This is a genomic window from Actinoplanes philippinensis (assembly GCF_900113015.1).
Classification (GTDB): Bacteria; Actinomycetota; Actinomycetes; order Mycobacteriales; family Micromonosporaceae; genus Actinoplanes; species Actinoplanes philippinensis.
In genome coordinates this window covers 47,852-65,906 of the sequence record NZ_FONV01000013.1, presented here as the reverse complement: position 1 = coordinate 65,906, position 18,055 = coordinate 47,852, and the positions used below count along the sequence as shown (strand labels likewise).

Below are 18,055 nucleotides of genomic sequence, written 5' to 3'. Positions count from 1 at the left end.
AGCGGACTAGGGTTCAGCGATGCGCATCCTGCACACCTCCGACTGGCACGTCGGCAAGGTTCTCAAGGGCAAGAACCGCACCGAGGAGCACATCAGGGTTCTCGCCCAGGTGGTGGAGATAGCCCGTGCCGAGCGTCCGGACCTGGTGATCGTGGCCGGTGACCTCTACGACACCGCGGCGCCGACCGCCGAGGCGACCAGGCTCGTGACGCGGGCGCTGTCGGCGCTGCGCAAGACCGGCGCACGGGTGGTGGCGATCGGCGGCAACCACGACAACGGGGCCGCGCTCGACGCGTTGCGCCCGTGGGCCGACGCGGCCGGGATCGAGCTGCGTGGGTCGTACCCCAAAGGGGATCTGAAGGACCTCTTGATCGAGGGGACGACCGAGGGCGGTGAGCGGTGGCGGCTCGTCGCTCTGCCGTTCCTCTCCCAGCGCTACGCGATCCGCGCCGCCGAGATGTATGACCTGACCGCCGCCGAGGCCAACCAGACGTATGCGGACCTGATGGCCCGCCTGATCGCCAAGATCAGTGAGCCGTTCGGCGAGCCCGGTGTGGTCAACCTGCTGACCGCCCACCTGACGATCGTCGGCGCGAGCACCGGCGGCGGCGAGCGGGAGGCGCACACGATCATGGGTTATGCCGTGCCGGCCACCGTCTTCCCGCCGAACGCGCACTACGTCGCCCTGGGCCATCTGCACCGTACCCAGTCGGTGATCTCCCCGTGCCCGACCCGCTACTCCGGCAGCCCGCTCGCCGTCGACTTCGGCGAGGAGGAAAATGTCTGCTCGGTCGCGATCGTCGACGTGTCCGCCGACAGGGCCGCGCACGTCCGCGACGTGCCGGTGACCTCGGCGCTCACCCTGCGGACCGTCCGCGGCACGCTGGAGCAGCTCGCCACGGTGAACCTTCCGGATGCCTGGCTGCGTGTCCTGGTGCGGGAAGCGCCCCGGCCCGGCCTCCGCGAGGACGTGCAGGAGCTCCTGCCGAACGCCCTGGAGGTGCGCATCGACCCGGACATGCTGCCCAAGAGCAGCGGCGCACGCGGCGCCGAGCGGGCCGGCCGTTCGCCCCGCGAGCTCTTCGGCGACTACCTGGACAGCCGCGGCAACGCCGAGGAGGGCGTCCGCGAGCTCTTCGACGAGCTGTACGACGAGGTGAGCAGCAACCGATGAGGCCACTGAGGCTCGACATGGCCGGGTTCACGGTCTTCCGTGACCAGACGACCGTGGACTTCACCGACGCCGACTACTTCGCCCTGGTCGGCCCGACCGGCTCCGGCAAGTCGACCGTCCTGGACGCGATCTGCTTCGCCCTCTACGGCACGGTGCCCCGCTGGGGCGGCACGCGGGGGATCGGCAACGCCCTCGCCCCGTCGGCCGCCGAGGCCCGGGTGCGCCTGGTCTTCGAGTCGGCGGGGGACCGGTTCGTGGCGACCCGGGTGGTGCGCCGCGACGGCCGGGGCAACGTCAAGACCGCGGGCGCCGGGCTGCAGCTGATGCCGCCCGGCTTCGACGTCACCAAGCTCGACACCGGCATGGGCCTGGAGGACCTGGGCGAGGTCCTGGCCGGCACCCCGGCCGAGATGGACGCGGCCGTGCTGGACGCGGTGGGCCTGCCCTACGAGCAGTTCACCAGCTGCGTGGTGCTGCCGCAGGGCCAGTTCGCCGACTTCCTGCACGCGAAACCGGCCACCCGGCAGCAGATCCTGGTCAACCTGCTGGGCCTGCACGTCTACGAGGAGGTGCAGGTCAAGGCCGCCGAGCGGGGTAAGGGGGCGGAGGCCAAGCTGACCGTGGTCGAGCAGCAGCTCGGCGCTCTGGAGGACGCCACCGACGAGGCCGTCGAGCAGGCCGCCGCCCACTTCGAGCGGATGCGGGAGCTGACCGCCGCGGTGGAGGCCGCGGTGCCGGGGCTGCGGTCCGCCCGGGAGGCCGAGGTGGCCGCCTCGGAGGCCCGTGACGCGGTCGACGCGGAGCTCGCGGCGCTCGGCTCGGTGCGTGCCCCGGAGGGGCTGTCCGAGGCGGCCGGCGCGGTGTCCGCGGCGCGTGCCGCGGCCGACCGGGCCACCGACGAGGTCCACGCGGCCGAGGAGGCCGAGGAGAAGGTCCGTGGCGAGCTGGCCGCGGCCGGCGACCCCGGCCAGCTGCGGGTGGCGCTCGACCGGCACACCGAGCTGACCCGGCTGATCGAGCAGGAGGAGTGGTTCGCCGGCAAGGTGTCGGTGGCCGACGTCGAGCACCGGGACGCGCTGGCCGCCGCCGAGCTGGCCCAGGCCCAGCACATGGGCGCCCAGCAGCTGCTGGAGCAGGCCCGCCAGGACTACCGGGACGCTCAGCAGCGGGACCGGGCGGCGGCGCTGCGCGGCCACCTCAGCGCCGGCGACGCCTGCCCGGTCTGCGAGCAGACCGTCACGGCGGTGCCCGAGGTGCCCCGCGAGTCCGCGGTCCGGCTCGCCGAGCAGGCCGGCAACGTGGCCAAGCAGGAGGCCGAGTCGGCGCAGGCCCGCTGGCGCGAGCGGGACGCGGTCGCCCGTAACGCCGCCTTCGATCTGGAGCGCAAGCGCGGGCAGTACGAGCACCATCTGACCCGGCTCGCCGAGGTGCGCAAGGCCGTCGAGGCGCTGCCCGGGGTGGAGGCGCTGCAGCAGCGGCTGGCCGAGCTGGGCGCGCTGCAGCGGGGCCTGGAGAGCGCCGGAGCGGCGGTCCGGGCGGCCCGCGAGGCGCAGCGCAAGGCGCACACGGTGGTCAAGGCCGCCGAGGAGCGGCAGCGCGCCGCCTGGCGTACGTTCGACGTGGTCCGCGACGGCCTGGCCCGGTTCGGCCCGCCGCCCGCCGACCGCGACGACCTCGCGGGTGCCTGGCGTGCGCTGGTCGACTGGGCGTCCGGCGAGCACGCCGCCCGGCAGGCGGCCCGTGTCGCGGCGGAGTCCGCGGTGGCCGCCGCGCACCAGCAGACGGTCCGGGCCCGCGCCGACATCGTCGATCTGTTCACCGCCGCCGGTGTGGCCGGCCCCTCGTCCGCGGACGAGGCCGGGCTGATCCGGGCGGCCGCGGTGACCGCCGAGCGGGCCGAGGCGGCCTGGCGGCGGCTCACCGAGCGGCGTGCGGAGGCGCTGGCCGCGATCGAGCAGCGGGACGCGCTGCTGCGCGCGAGCCGGGTGGCGAAATCGCTGGCCGGGCACCTGCGGGCGAACAACTTCGAGCGCTGGCTGCTGGAGGAGGCACTCGACCTGCTCGTCGACGGCGCGTCGCGGATCCTGCGGGAGCTGACCGGCGGGCAGTACGAGTTGATGCACGAGAAGGGCGAGTTCTTCGTCGTGGACCATCACGACGCGGGGCTGCGGCGCGGGGTGCGGACGCTGTCCGGCGGCGAGACGTTCCAGGCGTCGCTGGCCCTGGCGCTGGCCCTCTCCGAGCAACTGGCCGGGATGAGCACCACCGCGGCGAGCCTGGAGTCGATCGTGCTGGACGAGGGCTTCGGCACCCTGGACGCGGCCACCCTCGACGTGGTCGCGGCGACTCTGGAGAATCTGGCGGCCCGCGGCGACCGGATGGTCGGGCTGGTCACCCACGTGCACGCGCTGGCCGAGCGGGTGCCGGTCCGGTTCGAGGTGCACAAGGACGCGCGTACCGCCCACGTGGAGAGGGTCGGCCTGTGACCAGGATGTTCGTCGACGCGTGGGACCCGTCCTACGGCTCCTCCTTCGAGGGCGGCGACGGTGGTGGGGACGGGCCGGGCTCGTCCAGCAGCGCTCAGGTCGACGTGGACGTGGAGGTGCCGGCCGCCGAGTGGGCGCCGATCGACGTGTCCCGTGACGCGACGGTGCCGGACGTGGTGTTCCTGGTCGACGGGGTGCGGCGCAACGACGCCGGGCTGTGGACGGCCGAGGAGGACGGCACGTCGTATGCGGGGCTCGCCGCCTCGTACGCCGCCGGGGTGGTCCGATGCGACCTGGCCCGGGGCGCCGCCGAGCTGGTCGGCGCCCGGGTGGCCCGGGGCCTGTTCACGGCCAGCCCGTCGGCGACCGACGTCCAGGCCGGCTCGGTGCGCTACGAGGTGCACCGGGTCGGCGGCAACGGCGAGGCCAGCAAGCTGCCGGCGGCCGTGCAGGGCCCGCTGACGGCGCTGGAGATCGAGATCTCGGCGGCGGCCCGGGACGGTGGCACGGACGGCGCCGATCTGCTGGTGGTGGACGGGCCGTTGCGCAACCGGCGTCAGCTGCCCCGCACGATCGGCTACGTGAAGACCCAGCAGAAGCACTATCTGCCGGCCGCGCAGGAGGCGATCGTGCCCCGGCTGCGGCCCGGCCAGCGGACGCCGGTCTTCCATCTCGGCTCGGTGTGGGGCGGCTGGTCGTGGTATCTGCGGCTGCCCGGCTCGTCGGGCGCGCCGTGGTCGGGCATCGTGCGGGTGGAGTGCTCGCCGGAGCTGACCGCGGAGCAGGCGATCGAGCTGGCCGAGGTGTCGGTGGCGACGCTGCCGCGGTTCGCCTCGTCGGCGTACAAGGATCCCCGGGCCCCGCAGAATCTGGTGCCGATCGCGGGGCTGGAGCGGCGGCTGCGGGGCATGCTGGGCGACGCCCGGGTCCTGCACCGAGCGTTGTCGCTGGCGACCAGTCACACCCGCTGAGGCCGCCCCTGTCTGTGCTCGTGCACACACCTTTCCCGTCCAGTGGGCCGGAGGGATCCCAGAAGGGCTTGTTCCGTCCCGCTGGCTGAGATGCCGATCCGTATCGCGGAACGCCCGCGCACAGCCGCGCCCGCTTGAGCGCGCCTCGGCGCCGGCGAGCGTTCCGTCGCCGCGCCGCCGGTCGGCAGGTCCGCTCGCGCAGGCCCGGGAACTGCGAGATCGAAAATGGGAGCGCTCCCCGACGGGCGTCGCCCGAAAGGGTCCGACCGGAATTCGAGCATCCCCCGTTCGGTTCGCCGGAGCGCTCATTCACCGCACATTACGCACCTGTGACGACGCAGCGGAATCGCTTGTTCACGCTGCGAGATCACGCTCTCTCCCGACCGGGAGAATTATTCTCGGGGACATGTCCAGGGTCGAATGTCACTGAGTATCATTCGCCCTTACCTGGCGTCCCAATCGGCGTTGATCAATACAGAGCGTGATCGGCGGCTGGGCGCGCCTTCCCTCTCGAACGCAGCGGAGGACCGTTGAGACCAAGTGTCCCGGAAATTCTCGCCCCGGCTTTGATCCCGGCCGGGCCTCCCGGCCGTATATCGGGCGACGGGGAAAGGTCCGGGCGGAGGTATCGATGCATGCGGTGGCCGAGGATCGGCTCGCGCCGGAGAGGGTGCGTGTGATGGCACGGCAACACTCCGGTGGTAGGTGGCAGGCTCTCGACGGTGGCAACAACCGGGACGAGGGCACGGTGATCCCGCGACAGTCGCCGCGGCACGAGGCCGCTCCCAGCAGCACGCCCGGTCACGAGGACACGCTCGTCCGGTTGCTGTACGAGGAGCACGCCGGCCCGCTGCTGATGTTCGTCCTGCGGCTGACCGGCGGTGACCGGCAGCGCGCCGAGGACATCGTGCAGGAGACGCTGCTCCGTGCCTGGCGCAACGCGCACCGGCTCGGCGCGCAGGGCCAGCAGTCGCTGCGCCCGTGGCTGGTCACCGTCGCCCGGCGGATCGCCATCGACGAGCATCGCAGCGCCAACGCCCGCCCCGCCGAGACGTATGATCGGGAGCTGGAGAGTTTCCCGACCACGTCCGACGAGACCGACAAGGTCCTGCAGTCGATGACGGTGTCGGACGCGCTCCGGCAGCTCAGCCATTCGCATCGGGAGATTCTCATCGAGACGTACTTCCGCGGGCGCACCGTGCCGGAGGCGGCCGAGGCGCTGAACCTGCCGCTCGGCACGGCCAAGTCGCGGGTCTACTACGCGCTGCGTGCCCTGCGCACCGCGCTGCAGCAGCGGGGGGTGACGGAATGACGCAGGACCAGCAGCACTACGACGTCGCGTCGTACGCCCTCGGCATCCTGGACGACCGTGACGCGGCCCGTTTCGAGGACCACCTCATCGACTGCGCGCAGTGCGCGTACGAGCTGGAGTCGTTCGTCGAGGTGGCCGACGTCCTGGCGACCGTCGACGGCGAGGCCTTCGTGGCCGCCGAGCGGGCCGAGCGGGACGGCGCGGTGCTCAACAAGATGCTGCGCGAGGTCGGCGCGGAGCGGCAGCGGGCCAACAGCCGCCGGCTCTACTCGCTGGCCGCCGCCGTGGTGGTCTTCGCGATGCTCTCCATCGGCGCGCTCTTCGCCGGTGGTCAGTGGCTCGCCCCGGACAACGGGCCGGGCACGCCGACCACTCCGGCCGAGGCCGGCAACCAGCTCGACCCGCTGCCGGTCGGTGGCGTGAACATCGGTGGCACGAAGCTGCCCGGTGAGAACTACACCGGCAACGACGCGCGGACCGGGGTCAGCGCCGTGGTCGGCCTGCTGAAGAAGGACTGGGGCACCCAGGTCTCCTTCGCGGTCGCCGGGGTCACCGGGCCGAAGGAGTGCGCCCTGTTCCTGGTCCGCCGGGACGGCACCTCGGAGAAGGTCGCCGCCTGGACGGTGGGGGAGAAGGGCTGGGGCACGGCCGCCAACAAGGAGCCGCTGATGCTCCAGGCCGTCACCTCCACCCCGGTCACGGACATCGCCCACGTGCAGGTGCAGGAGATCACCCAGAGCGGCGCCGGGGAGACCCTGGTTCGCGTTCCGTAACCGTACGAGCACGGAAATGGCCCGGTCGCTGAGCGACCGGGCCATTTTTCACGTCAGGGGTCTCCGTATTACGTGCCGGACGGCCGGAAGGTTCAACCGAAAAATCATTGATTTGATCGACCCGAATGTTCAACCGTCTTCGACCGCCCTCCGTACTACTGCCCGGAAATGCCAGAGCCATGAATCAGCTGGAGGGCCCCGTGGCACCGGAGAAGCGGAAGTTGAAGGTTCTCGGCGCGTCGTTGGTTGCGGCGATCGCACTGACGGGATGCGCCCCGGCCGGTCTCAACACCGCCGACTACGGAAACGCCGCTGAGCCGGCGTCCAACGATGTGGCGGCGACGCCCGGCGCGACCGCCGGCGCCGCGCCCGAGACGGACCCGAGCGCCGGGGCGACCGCCGAGGCGGCCCCTGGTGACGCGAACACCCCGGAGATCAGCGACGAGCTGGCCACCAACGAGCTCAAGGCGCAGAAGGTCGCGCGGATGGGCACGACGGTCCAGGACGAGAACGGCTTCGTCCTCTACCGCTTCGACAAGGACGAGGACAGCCCGGCCAAGTCGAACTGCAACGGCGACTGCGCCAAGATCTGGCCGCCGGCGGTCACCAACGACGGCGAGCCCAAGCTGAGCGGCGTCGACGAGTCGCTCGTCGGAACGGTCACCCGGGCCGACGGCACCAAGCAGCTGACCCTCAAGGGCTGGCCGCTCTACCGCTACATCGGCGACAAGAAGCCGGGTCAGTGGAAGGGCCAGAACGTCAGCGGCACCTGGTTCGTGATCCAGCCGAACGGCACCAAGAACCTCACGTGCCTCCCCGCGGTCTCCAAGCCGGTCGCTCCTCCCGCCGACGACACCTCCGGCGACGCCGGCGGCTCGGACTCGGGCAGCGACTACAGCTACTGACCTGGCACAGGCACTGGAGAGGTTGGAGGAGATACATGAGGACCCGCCGGATCCCCCGATGGCTGACCGCCACGCTGGCGCTGTCCCTGGCGTTCATGGTGACACCGGCCGGACTGGCGCGGGCCGCTGACAACCCGGTGGTGCCCGTGCCCCCGAACACCGGTCTCACCGACAACGGCGCCGGCGTGATCAGCGACGCGGACCGTGACTTCGTGGTCAAGGTCCGGCTCGCCGGCCTCTGGGAGATCCCCGCCGGCAACATGGCGGCGGAGAAGTCGAAGAACCCGGACGTCAAGAAGATCGGCGCGGACATCGCTCTGCAGCACGTCTCGCTCGACGCCCTGGACCGCGCGGTCGCCGCGAAGCTCGGCATCATGCTGCCGAACCAGCCGAACGGCGACCAGCAGGCCTGGCTGAAGGAGATGGAGAACGCCGCCACCCCGCAGCAGTTCGACCAGATCTTCATCGACCGGCTGCGGGCCGCACACGGCAAGATCTTCCCGGCGATCGCCACGATCCGGGGCACCACCCGTAACGACTCGGTCCGCAAGCTCGCCCAGCAGACCAACCAGTTCGTGATGACGCACATGACGCTGCTGGAGAGCAGCGGCATCGTGGACTACGCCGCGCTGCCCACAGCGCCGGCGCCGGCGGCGAACCCGGGCGGAGGCCCGGTCCCCATCGACAACCAGATGCTCATCGCCGCCACCGAGGGCCAGAACGTGCCCGGTCTCAGTAACACCGTGATCCTGTTGGTCCTCGCTGCCGCGCTGGTGGTCGGGGTCGTCACCACCATGCGCATCTTCCGCGCACGGTAGGTCAAACATCGCCCACCCACGGCGACAGAGAAAGGTGTCACCCATGCGAAGGTCCAAGTACCGGCGCGCCAACTCCCCGGCGTGGTTCAGCGGTCGGCGCCGCATAGTCGTCGTCGCTGCTGCCGCCCTGGCCGCGTTCGGTGGCGTCGTGACCGTCACGCAGATCTCCAGTGCCGGCACGAAGAGCCAGAACAACGCCGGCACGAACTCTGCGCTCGCCGCCTGCGACAAGCTGCAGGCCCCGGCTCGGTCCCGTCTGTCCACTCAGACGCGGAAGGGCACGTACACCACGAACAACGGCCAGGTCACGCAGCACGCGGACGACGGCGCCGGCGACGTGGCGACGACCGCCCAGCTCCAGGCCCGGTGCCGTGACTGGGTAACGAAGAACGTCGCCAACCAGACGAACCGGGGCCGCGGCAACGGCCAGGGCAACAACGGCGGCAACAACAACGGTGGCAACCAGGGCAACAATGGTGGCAACCAGGGCAACAACGGCGGCAACAACAACGGTGGCAACAACAACGGCGGCAACGCCAGCGCCGCGCCGAGCCAGGCCGCTTCCTCCGCGCCCGCCAACAACGGCGGCAACAACAACGGTGGGAACAACAACGGCGGCAACCAGGGCAACAACGGTGGCAACCAGGGCAACAACGGTGGCAACAACGGCGGCGGAGCCGTCACGCCGCCGCCCGGCGCCGGCCTCGGTGTGCTCACCAACAGCTGCGACACCTCCAACCTGGAGGACCACGACGGTTTCCAGAAGGGCAACCGGTGCGTCTCGACCGAGTTCGGTGAGGTCGGCGCGGCCGCGAACAACCCGACCCTGCTGATCACCAACGCTCCGCGTCAGGTCAACCGGAACACCCCGTTCACCATCCAGGTGAGCACCCGGAACCTGATCCGTGACCGGTTCCTCGCGGCCGGCCAGGGTGGCTACTACGTGGAGTCCAGCGTTCTGCAGAACGGCATCGTCCGCGGTCACTTCCACACCGCCTGCCGAATCCTGGACAACCGCAACGCGGCTCCCGCCCCGGACCCGGTCCCGGCGTTCTTCGTCGCGACCGAGGACCGCCGCGGTGGCGCTCAGCCGGACACCGTCGCCATTCAGGTGCCGGGCCTGCCCCAGGCGGGCGAGTTCCAGTGCTCCTCGTGGGCGGGTGACGGCTCGCACCGTATCCCGATGATGGAGCGCGCCAACCAGACGCCGGCCTTCGACTCGATCCGAGTCCGGGTCCGCTGACCGGTACGACCACCGACCGCGGAACCGACGTCGATCCACCTGCGCTGAACCGGTCCGGGGCAACCCGGGCCGGGCCCCCCGTCAGCGCCGGTGGGCGTCCTTCCCCCTGCCGGACGCCGGCGGCGGTTTCGCACAGTGTGACCGGACCTTTCTCGGGTGTCCGGTCACGGCCCGATGGCCCTGACCCCGGAGCATGGTCAGGGCCATCGGCGTGCCCGCCTCCGGGGGCGCCGGAGTGGCATAGTTGCGCGGTGACCGAGACCCGCCGGCTGAGCCCACCGGAGCGTTATGCCTTCGGTCCCTCGGTGCGGCCGCTGCTCGTGCCGAAACACGATCCGTGCGGCCTGGTCCGCCAGGACGGGTTCTGGCTGGCGATGCGTACACCGGAGGGCCCGGCCACTCTGCATCTGGCCCGATCTGCCGGGGATCTCGTGGCGACCGGTCACGGGCCCGGCGCCCGCTGGGCCGTCGACCGCGCGGACGCGGTCGCCGGCCTCCGCGACGATGTGAGCGGTCTCCCGGCGCTGGCGGCGCGGCATCCGCTCGTCGCGCGTCTGGCGAAAACCTTCTCGGGGGTACGGCTACCCGCCACCGGCCGGGTCTTCCCCCGTCTGATGCGCGCGATCCTGGAGCAGAAGGTCACCGGCAAGGAGGCGCACCGGTCGTACCGCGCGGTCTGCCGGCATTTCGGGGAGCCCGCGCCCGGCCCGGTCGAGCTGGTCCTGCCACCGGATCCGGCCGCCGTGGCGGCCACCCCCTACTGGGTGTTCCATCCGTTCGGGGTGGAGCAGCGCCGCACCCAGGCGCTGCTGCGCGCCGCGCAGGTCGCCGACCGGCTGGAGGCCTGTGCCGACGCGGCCGAGCTCACGGCCCGGATGACCGCGCTGCCGGGGATCGGCCCGTGGACCGCCGCCGAGACGGTGCGCCTGTCGCACGGTGACCCCGACGCGGTGAGCGTCGGCGACTTCCACATCCCGAACACGGTGGCCTACGCGCTGGCCGGTGAGGTGCGCGGCACCGACGAGCGGATGCTGGAGCTGCTGGAGCCGTTCCGCGGGCATCGTGGCCGGGTCTGCGATCTGCTGGCGCTCGGCGGCATCAGCGCCCCGAAGTTCGGTCCCCGGATGCCGCTGCGGTCGTTCTCCCGATTCTGACCCGTACTGCTCGCTAAATTGTTCGGGAATGTGTGATTTGTCCCGAAGGGCGAAGCGATGGATGGCCTGGGCGTTCCGATCCTTCTGGTGTTCCTCCTGATCCTGTTCAACGCTGTGTTCACCGGCAGCGAGATGGCCCTCATCTCGCTCCGCGAGGGCCAGGTGCAGCGCCTGGAGCGGGAATCCCGGTCCGGCCGGGTGCTGGCCGGCCTGACCCGCGACTCCAACCGGTTCCTGGCCACCATCCAGATCGGCATCACCCTGGGCGGGCTTCTCGCCTCCGCCGTGGCCAACACGACCTTCAAGGACCCGGTGGCGGCACATCTGGGCTTCCTCGGGTTCGCGGCCGACGGCGTCGCCACGGTCCTGACCACCCTGGTGCTGACCTTCGTGACCCTGGTCCTCGGGGAGCTGGCGCCGAAACGGATCGCGATGAACCGGGCCGAGGGATGGGCGATGCTGGTGGCCAGGCCGCTCAACGTGCTGTCGAAGATCTCCCGCCCGGCCGTCTGGCTGCTCGGGAAGTCCACCGATGTGGTGGTCCGGCTGGCGGGTGTCGATCCGCGCGCCCAGCGCGACGAGGTCACCACCGAGGAGATCCGTGACCTGGTCGCCGCCCAGCAGGAGTTCTCCGCCGAGCAGCGGACCATCATCTCCGGGGCGTTCGAGATCGCCGACCGGATCCTGCGGGAGATTCTGGTGCCCCGCCGCGACGTGCTCAGCCTGGCCAGCGGCCGGCCCGCCGCCGAGGCGTTGCGCGCGCTGATCGACGGTGGGCACTCCCGGGCCCCGGTGATCGGCCCGGCCGGGCTGGACGACGTGATCGGCGTGGTGCACCTGCGTGATCTGGTCGGGGCGGACTGCCCGGTCGACGATCTGGCCCGGCCGCCGTTGTTCCTGCCGGAGACGCTGCGGGTCACCGACGCCCTCAAGCAGCTCCGCGGCGGACGTCAGCCGCTCGCGCTGGTCGTCGACGAGCGTGGCGCCATCGAGGGCATCGTCACGATCGAGGATCTGGTCGAGGAGATCGTCGGGGAGATCTACGACGAGACCGACAGGGACGTGGCGGCGACGGTCCGCGAGCCCGACGGCGCCCTGCTGATGCCCGGATCGTTCCCCATCCACGACCTGCCGGACGTCGGCTTCCACGGGCACCACCAGGAGGAGGGCGACTACACCACGATCGCCGGGATGGTGCTGGCCAAGCTGGGGCACATCCCCACCGGGCCGGGGGAGGTGGTGAGGCTGCCCGAGTTCACCGCCGAGGTGACCGAGGTGACCGGACGGGCCATCACCGAGGTACGGGTCCGCGCGCTCCCCGAGCCCGTCGACTGACGATCTGTGCGACGTCCCCGCCGGTTCCGGGCATAGGCTTCCGTCCATGACGGAGTCGTCGAACGCCTACGAGTACCTGGACAACGTGGACCCGCGGGAGCAGGACCGGCTCGCCGCTGTGCGCCGCTACCGGTTGGTCGACCAGCCGGTGGAGGACGCGTACGACCGGATCGCCTTCGTGGCCGGTGCCCTCTTCGGCACGCCGATCGCGACCGTCTCCCTGGTCGAGCGGGACCGGGTGTGGCTGGCCGCCTGCCAGGGGCTGAGCGGCGTGCGCGAGGTCGGCAGGGAGCCCGGCCTGTGTGCCTCGGTGATCGCCCAGGACGACGTCTATGTGATCAACAACGCCGCCGTGGACCCGCGCACCCTGGAGCACCCCCTGGTCCGGGGCGAGCTGGGCCTGCGGTTCTACGCCGCCGCGCCGATCCGCACCCACGACGGCTACCGCCTCGGCACCGTCAACGTGATCGACAGCGTGCCGCGGGAGGCGGACCCGCGCCAGCTCACCGCGCTGCAGCACCTCGCCTCGATCGTCGCCGACGAGCTGGAGCTGCGGCTCATGGTGATCCGCAGCGCCGCCGCCGAACAACGTATGCGGGAGACCGTGAACTGATCATGCCGAGTGGGTAATCAGAGGGCATGATCTGGAACTTCCTTCGCAGAATGGTGCTGACCGCGATCCTCGTCCCGCTCGGTGTGGCGGGCGCCCGCAAGCTCGGCGAAGCCGTGGAGCGCCGCCGCGGACCGAACAACCGCGCCTCCCGGTGGCTCCGGCAGGGCGCCGACACCGCACAGACCCTGTTCGGCCGCAAGAAGCGCCGCCGCTTCGGCTTCCGCTGAGCGCGGTGGCCCGGTGGGGTCGTCGCCGGTGTCTCAGCGGCGCTGGGACACCGGTGCGAACCACACGGGTTTCGGGTGTGACCCGGACCGGGTAACGGCGGCGGCATGCGTACACCCCGCACGATCGCCGTCGTCGCCCACCAGCGCAAGACCCTCGGTGGCGGCCTCGACGAGCTGCGCCGGCTGCTGACCGGCCGCGACGTCGAGAAGCTGCTGTGGTACGAGGTCCCGAAGAGCCGCAAGGCGCCGAAGAAGGTCCGCAAGGCCGTCCGGGCCGGCGTGGACCTGCTCGTCGTCTGGGGTGGCGACGGGATGGTCCAGCGCACCCTCGACGTCCTCGCCCAGGAGAAGGGCGGGTCCAAGATCCCGGTCGCGATCATGCCGGCCGGCACCGGCAACCTGCTCGCCGGCAACCTGGGTATCCCCACCGACCTGGAGAAGGCCGTCGACATCGCCTTCACCGGCGAGCGCCGCCGCTACGACCTGGGCCGGCTCGCCGGGGAGCACTTCGCGGTGATGGCCGGCGTCGGCTTCGACGGGGCGATGATCAAGGACGCCGACGGCGCGCTCAAGGACCGGCTCGGCAAGCTGGCCTACGTCTGGACCGGCCTGCGGCACGTCAACGGCGAGGCGCCGCACGCGACCATCCGCATCGACGGCACCGACTGGTTCGACGGCGAGGCCAGCTGCGTGCTGATCGGCAACGTCGGCACCATCACCGGCGGCATCCACGCCTTCGACGACGCGAGCCCCGACGACGGCTGGCTCGACGTCGGCGTCGCCACCGCGCAGAACGCCCTCCAGTGGGCGCGTGCCCTCGGCACCATGGCGGTCAGCCGCTCCGACCACTCGCCGTTCGTCCGGACCACCCGGGCCCGGCGGATCGACGTCACCCTGGCCTCGAAACTCGAGTACGAGCTGGACGGCGGCGCCCGCGCCAAGACGAAGGAGTTCACCGCCGAGATCGTCCCGGCCGCCGTCCAGATCTGTGTGCCCCGAGCGGAGCCGGCTAGCTGATCTGCTGCCACCAGCCGTCGACCGGCGGCGGGTTGTCGACGTCGACCCGCTCGCCGGGCCGCGGCACGGCCAGCGCCACATCCCGCGCCTTCGCCTCCCGCCAGGTCCGGTCGGCCGGCTCCGCCCAGTCGTGCAGAGCCAGGTTGAAAGTCGCCCAGTGCACCGGGACCAGCAGCCCGCCGCGCACGTCGACGTGGGTGGCCACCCCGTCCTCCGGGGTCATGTGGATGTCCGGCCAGGCGTCCCCATACGCCCCGATCTGCACCAGCGTGGCGTCGAACGGCCCGAACTCCGCGCCGATCTCCGCGAACCCGGGGAAGTAGCCGGTGTCGCCCGAGTAGAACACCCGCCGCGTCGGCCCGTTGATCACCCAGCTGGCCCAGAGCGTCTCGTCACGGGTCAGGCCACGCCCGGAGAAGTGCCGCGCCGGCGTCGCCACGAACTCCACCCCGGCGACCGTGGCCCGCTCCTGCCAGTCCAGCTCGACGATCCGCCCCACCGGCACGCCCCAGCGCTCCAGGTGCGCCCCGACGCCCAGCGGCACCAGGAATTTCGCGGCCTGCAGGTCGGCCAGCGTCTGGATGGTGGCCATGTCCAGGTGGTCGTAGTGGTCGTGGGAGATCACCACGGCGTCGATCGGGGGCAGGTCGCGCAGCGCCACCGGCGGCTCGTGCAGCCGTCGCGGGCCGGCCAGCCGGGACGGGGAACAGCGGTCGCTCCACACCGGGTCGAGCAGGACCCGGCGGCCCTCGATCTCGATCAGGGCGGAGGAATGCCCGTACCACGTGATGTGAAGACCCTCAGCGTCGCCGCCCGGAGCCGGCGTGACCACCGGGACCGGAAGATGCGGCCGCCGCGCCTCGCGGCCGGTGGCCGCCGCCACCGCGAGCCGCGGCATCGACGCGGCGGTGACCTCGGTGGCCGGCACCGTGTTGCGGAACTTGCCGCCGGAATACTGCGGCGACGACTCGACCCGGGACCGGCGGGACCCGGAGGCCCGGGCGCCCAGCTGAGCGGGAATGTCGCGGGCGGCCCACACCGCCGCGGCGGCCAGCGCCAGAGCCATCACGGTACGCGTTCGTTTCGCCATGGGCTCCAGTCTGGCCTGCCCGGGTTCGCCACGGCCACCGTGGCCCTCAGCATTGCCTCAGCAAGTGACCGGTATGACACACTGCCGCGGTGACGCAAGACACCCTTCAGCAGCAGACACACCTCATCGTGCGTCAGCGCATCCGCCTCATGGTCAACCAGTACGAGGTCCACGCCGTCTCCCCCACCGGGGAGGAGGCCGGCCTGCTCGCCTTCGCTCAGCAGAAGCGGCTGGCGTTCAAGGAGCAGGTCACCCTCTACACCGACGACACCAAGCAGTACCCGGTGCTCGGCTTCAAGGCCCGTCAGGTCATCGACCTCGGCGCCACCTACGACGTCTTCGACGCGAGCGGGCAGCCCATCGGCCTGTTCCGGAAGAACTTCGCGGCCTCCCTGCTGCGCTCCAGCTGGGTCGTCGAGCAGCCCGGCTACGGCGAGATCGCCGGTCAGGAGCGCAACCCGTGGGTCGCGGTGCTGCGCCGGTTCGTCGACTACCTGTCGTGGCTGCCGTACCACTTCGACTTCACCATCCAGGGCCGCCCGGCCTTCTCGGTGGTGCGCAAGTGGGGTCTGCGGGACACGTACCAGGTCAGCATCTACGACCAGTACCTGGACCGCCGTCTCGTCGTGGCCATGGCCGTCGCGCTGGACGCCCTGCAGAGTCGGTAGATTCTGCGGGCATGGACGATCCACGTGCTCAGCGCCTCTTCGGTGACAGTCTGGTGGCCCCCGGAGATCTGGCACAGAGCCCGTTCCGGGTCGACCGGGACCGGATCGTCAGCTCACCCTTCCTGGCCCGTCTCGCCGGGGTCACCCAGGTGATCAGCCCCGGCGGGGCGGGACTCCTCGTCCACAACCGGCTCACTCACAGCCTCAAGGTGGCGCAGGTCGGCCGGGCCGTCGCCGAACGCCTCCAGGCCGCGACACCCGACCTGGCCGAGAAGCTCGGCGGCTGCGACCCGGACGTCGTCGAGGCCGCCGCGCTCGCCCACGACCTCGGCCACCCGCCCTTCGGGCACCTCGGCGAACGGGTCCTCGATCGGCTCGCCCGGCACCGGCTCGGGCTGCCCGACGGCTTCGAGGGCAACGCCCAGTCGTACCGGATCGTCACCAGCACCGAGATCGGCGGCCAGGCCACCATCGGGCTCAACCTGACCAACGCGGTCCGCGCCGCCATCCTCAAATACCCGTGGACCCGCCTCACCCACCCCGACCCGCACCCCCGGTTCATGGACCCGCCCCCACGCGGCGCCGCCGTCGTCCCCGGCGACCCGGACGGCGGCTCCCTCAAGTTCGGCGCCTACTCCACCGAGATCGCCGACGTCCGCGCCGCCCGCGCCCCGTTCGCCGGCCGGGTCGCCGACTGGCAGCAGACCGTCGAGGCCTCCGTGATGGACGCCGCCGACGACATCGCCTACGCCATCCACGACCTCGAGGACGTGCACCGGGTCGGCGTCCTCCAGCAGGGCCTCGTCGCCACCGAGTTGATGGCCTGGCAGCGCTGGGGCAGCGAATCCGACCTCACCCGCGCCGGCGGCGCCATCGAGTCGCTGCGCCGCACCCTGCGCCGCAAGGAGGACTGGATCGCCGACGACGAGGCCTTCGCCGACGCCGTCGAACTCGTCCGCGCCGAACTCGTCGACGGCCTCCTCGCCCGCCCCTTCGACGGCTCCCTCGAAGCCGAGGCCCGGGTCGCCGCCTTCTCCGCCAACTGGACCCGCCGCCTCGTCGACGCCGTCGAACTCACCGGCCAGCCCGCCGTCCGCAGCGGCCACGCCCAGCTGTCCCGCGCCCAATGGCACGAGGTGCAGATCCTCAAGTTCGTCCAGAACCGCTTCGTCCTCGAACGCCCCGACCTCGCCCTCCACCAGCGCGGCCAGGCCCGCCTCCTCGCCTCCCTGGTCGAGGCCCTGATCGCCTGGATCACCGACCCCGACGAGGCGCAGCGCCTCCCACGCCGCCTGCGCGACCTGGTCGAACTCGCCGAGACCGAACTCCCGGCCGGCACCCCCGACCGCCTCTCCCGCGCCCGGGGCCGCGCCGTCGTCGACTTCGTCGCCGGCCTCACCGACAGCCAGGCCGTCGGCCTGATGGAGGCGTTGTCGGGCCGCTCCCGCCAGCTCTGGACCGACGCCTTCGTCCTCTGACGCGCCTCGCGCTTGGGTCGGTGTGGTTGCGGTTGGGGGTGGCGCACGGCGTACCGGTGCGGGGGTCTCAGATGACGTAACCACCGCCGGCGTGGAGGTTCTGGCCGGTTATCCAGGCGGCGTCCGGGCCGGCCAGGAAGGCGATCACGGCGGCTACGTCGGCCGGCGTGCCGAGGCGCTGAAGGGCGGTGAAGGTCACGGCGCGGTCGAGTCCTTCGGGGGTGTTGACCGAGCGCAGCATGTCGGTGTCGGTGGCGCCGGGGGAGACGGTGTTGACGGTGATGCGGCGTGGGCCGAGTTCGCGGGAGGCTACCCGGGTGATCTGTTCGAGAGCGGCTTTACTGGCGCTGTAGAGGCCGGCGCCGGGGCTGGGGAGGGCGGTGTTGATGCTGGAGAGGTTGATGATCCGGCCGCCGTCACGCAGCAGGGGGATGGCCGTCCTGATGGCGAATGTCGGGAACTTCGTGTTGATCGTGAGCAGGCGGTCGAAGTCGTCGACGGTGATCTCGGCTATCGGGCGGGCGAAGGCGATGCCGGCGTTGTTGACCAGGATGTCCAGGCCGTCGCGGACGGGTGCGAAGATCGCCGGCAGGGTGTCGAGGTCGGCCTGGTCGCATCGGACCGGTTCGGCGCCGGTCTCCTCGGCGAGCTTCGTGGCCTCCGCCTCCGCGGAGTGGTAGGTGAACACGACCCGAGCGCCGTCGCTGGTGAGGCGTTCGACGACGGCTCGGCCGATGCCACGGGAGCCACCGGTGACGAGCGCGACCTTCCCGGCGAGAGAGACTGTCATG

General features: G+C 71.6%; 17 protein-coding genes. 15 read left to right on the top strand and 2 right to left on the bottom strand.

The features are described 5' to 3' along the window. Positions 1–19: 19 nt before the first annotated feature. The 13 genes from BM290_RS32525 to BM290_RS32465 all read left to right on the top strand — a co-directional run bounded on the left by BM290_RS32525 (position 20) and on the right by BM290_RS32465 (position 14,028). Entirely contained in the window at positions 20–1,174 is a 1,155-nt protein-coding gene (locus tag BM290_RS32525; RefSeq protein WP_093619761.1) for an exonuclease SbcCD subunit D, read from the top strand. After that, on the top strand, positions 1,171–3,660 hold the full coding sequence (locus BM290_RS32520) for an AAA family ATPase (RefSeq protein WP_093619760.1): 2,490 nt from the start codon (positions 1,171–1,173) through the stop codon (positions 3,658–3,660). The genes BM290_RS32525 and BM290_RS32520 overlap by 4 nt, the downstream gene beginning before the upstream one ends. Further along, positions 3,657–4,631, top strand: coding sequence for a hypothetical protein (locus BM290_RS32515; RefSeq protein WP_093619759.1), 975 nt, complete (start codon positions 3,657–3,659; stop codon positions 4,629–4,631). The genes BM290_RS32520 and BM290_RS32515 overlap by 4 nt, the downstream gene beginning before the upstream one ends. A 631-nt stretch (positions 4,632–5,262) precedes the next feature. Further along, the gene (locus BM290_RS32510) at positions 5,263–5,943 is read left to right on the top strand and encodes a sigma-70 family RNA polymerase sigma factor (RefSeq protein ID WP_093619758.1); all 681 of its coding nucleotides are present in this window, start codon (positions 5,263–5,265) and stop codon (positions 5,941–5,943) included. Beyond that, positions 5,940–6,716, top strand: coding sequence for an anti-sigma factor family protein (locus BM290_RS32505; protein ID WP_093619757.1), 777 nt, complete (start codon positions 5,940–5,942; stop codon positions 6,714–6,716). Before BM290_RS32510 ends, BM290_RS32505 begins: the two co-directional genes overlap by 4 nt. 179 nt (positions 6,717–6,895) lie before the next feature. Beyond that, positions 6,896–7,621: a COG4315 family predicted lipoprotein gene (locus BM290_RS32500; protein WP_093619756.1), complete on the top strand. Its 726-nt coding sequence runs from the start codon at positions 6,896–6,898 to the stop codon at positions 7,619–7,621. Positions 7,622–7,656: 35 nt separating this feature from the next. Beyond that, complete coding sequence (locus BM290_RS32495) at positions 7,657–8,439, top strand: DUF4142 domain-containing protein (protein WP_093619755.1); 783 nt, start codon at positions 7,657–7,659, stop codon at positions 8,437–8,439. 43 nt (positions 8,440–8,482) lie between these two features. Next, positions 8,483–9,682 carry a Pecanex-like protein 1 gene (locus tag BM290_RS32490; protein WP_093619754.1) on the top strand — a complete coding sequence of 400 codons (1,200 nt, stop codon included), beginning with the start codon at positions 8,483–8,485 and terminating at the stop codon, positions 9,680–9,682. Positions 9,683–9,933: 251 nt separating this feature from the next. After that, positions 9,934–10,836 (top strand): DNA-3-methyladenine glycosylase family protein, encoded by a 903-nt coding sequence (locus BM290_RS32485; RefSeq protein ID WP_093619753.1) that lies wholly within the window; start codon positions 9,934–9,936, stop codon positions 10,834–10,836. A gap of 57 nt (positions 10,837–10,893) precedes the next feature. Next, the gene (locus BM290_RS32480; protein WP_177319990.1) at positions 10,894–12,171 is read left to right on the top strand and encodes a hemolysin family protein; all 1,278 of its coding nucleotides are present in this window, start codon (positions 10,894–10,896) and stop codon (positions 12,169–12,171) included. Positions 12,172–12,217: 46 nt separating this feature from the next. Beyond that, positions 12,218–12,784: a GAF domain-containing protein gene (locus BM290_RS32475; RefSeq protein ID WP_093619752.1), complete on the top strand. Its 567-nt coding sequence runs from the start codon at positions 12,218–12,220 to the stop codon at positions 12,782–12,784. Positions 12,785–12,810: 26 nt separating this feature from the next. Continuing rightward, positions 12,811–13,011, top strand: a complete 201-nt coding sequence (locus BM290_RS32470; protein WP_093619751.1) for a hypothetical protein — start codon at positions 12,811–12,813, stop codon at positions 13,009–13,011. A gap of 105 nt (positions 13,012–13,116) precedes the next feature. Then, positions 13,117–14,028, top strand: coding sequence for a diacylglycerol/lipid kinase family protein (locus BM290_RS32465; RefSeq protein ID WP_093619750.1), 912 nt, complete (start codon positions 13,117–13,119; stop codon positions 14,026–14,028). Here the strand turns inward: BM290_RS32465 and BM290_RS32460 are convergent. After that, complete coding sequence (locus BM290_RS32460) at positions 14,021–15,118, bottom strand: MBL fold metallo-hydrolase (protein ID WP_093619749.1); 1,098 nt, start codon at positions 15,116–15,118, stop codon at positions 14,021–14,023. The genes BM290_RS32465 and BM290_RS32460 overlap by 8 nt on opposite strands. An 89-nt stretch (positions 15,119–15,207) precedes the next feature. On the opposite strand from BM290_RS32460, the gene BM290_RS32455 reads away from it, so the two are divergent. Together BM290_RS32455 and BM290_RS32450 are read left to right on the top strand one after the other, a co-directional pair. Next, positions 15,208–15,786, top strand: coding sequence for an LURP-one-related family protein (locus tag BM290_RS32455; protein ID WP_093619748.1), 579 nt, complete (start codon positions 15,208–15,210; stop codon positions 15,784–15,786). Between the two features lie 11 nt (positions 15,787–15,797). Then, entirely contained in the window at positions 15,798–17,264 is a 1,467-nt protein-coding gene (locus tag BM290_RS32450; RefSeq protein WP_093619747.1) for a deoxyguanosinetriphosphate triphosphohydrolase family protein, read from the top strand. Positions 17,265–17,331: 67 nt separating this feature from the next. Here BM290_RS32450 and BM290_RS32445 read toward each other — a convergent pair whose 3' ends face one another. Beyond that, positions 17,332–18,054, bottom strand: coding sequence for an SDR family oxidoreductase (locus tag BM290_RS32445; protein ID WP_203779550.1), 723 nt, complete (start codon positions 18,052–18,054; stop codon positions 17,332–17,334). Between the last annotated feature and the right edge of the window lies 1 nt (position 18,055).

Bases quoted from the DNA above. Each gene is read 5' to 3' on its own strand.
- BM290_RS32475 (WP_093619752.1), top strand. From the start codon at position 12,218: ATGACGGAGTCGTCGAACGCCTACGAGTACCTGGACAACGTGGACCCG.
- BM290_RS32500 (WP_093619756.1), top strand. From the start codon at position 6,896: ATGAATCAGCTGGAGGGCCCCGTGGCACCGGAGAAGCGGAAGTTGAAG.
- BM290_RS32460 (WP_093619749.1), bottom strand. From the start codon at position 15,118: ATGGCGAAACGAACGCGTACCGTGATGGCTCTGGCGCTGGCCGCCGCG.
- BM290_RS32510 (WP_093619758.1), top strand. From the start codon at position 5,263: ATGCATGCGGTGGCCGAGGATCGGCTCGCGCCGGAGAGGGTGCGTGTG.
- BM290_RS32480 (WP_177319990.1), top strand. From the start codon at position 10,894: ATGGATGGCCTGGGCGTTCCGATCCTTCTGGTGTTCCTCCTGATCCTG.
- BM290_RS32470 (WP_093619751.1), top strand. From the start codon at position 12,811: ATGATCTGGAACTTCCTTCGCAGAATGGTGCTGACCGCGATCCTCGTC.
- BM290_RS32505 (WP_093619757.1), top strand. From the start codon at position 5,940: ATGACGCAGGACCAGCAGCACTACGACGTCGCGTCGTACGCCCTCGGC.
- BM290_RS32490 (WP_093619754.1), top strand. From the start codon at position 8,483: ATGCGAAGGTCCAAGTACCGGCGCGCCAACTCCCCGGCGTGGTTCAGC.
- BM290_RS32495 (WP_093619755.1), top strand. From the start codon at position 7,657: ATGAGGACCCGCCGGATCCCCCGATGGCTGACCGCCACGCTGGCGCTG.
- BM290_RS32525 (WP_093619761.1), top strand. From the start codon at position 20: ATGCGCATCCTGCACACCTCCGACTGGCACGTCGGCAAGGTTCTCAAG.
- BM290_RS32450 (WP_093619747.1), top strand. From the start codon at position 15,798: ATGGACGATCCACGTGCTCAGCGCCTCTTCGGTGACAGTCTGGTGGCC.
- BM290_RS32520 (WP_093619760.1), top strand. From the start codon at position 1,171: ATGAGGCCACTGAGGCTCGACATGGCCGGGTTCACGGTCTTCCGTGAC.
- BM290_RS32465 (WP_093619750.1), top strand. From the start codon at position 13,117: ATGCGTACACCCCGCACGATCGCCGTCGTCGCCCACCAGCGCAAGACC.
- BM290_RS32445 (WP_203779550.1), bottom strand. From the start codon at position 18,054: ATGACAGTCTCTCTCGCCGGGAAGGTCGCGCTCGTCACCGGTGGCTCC.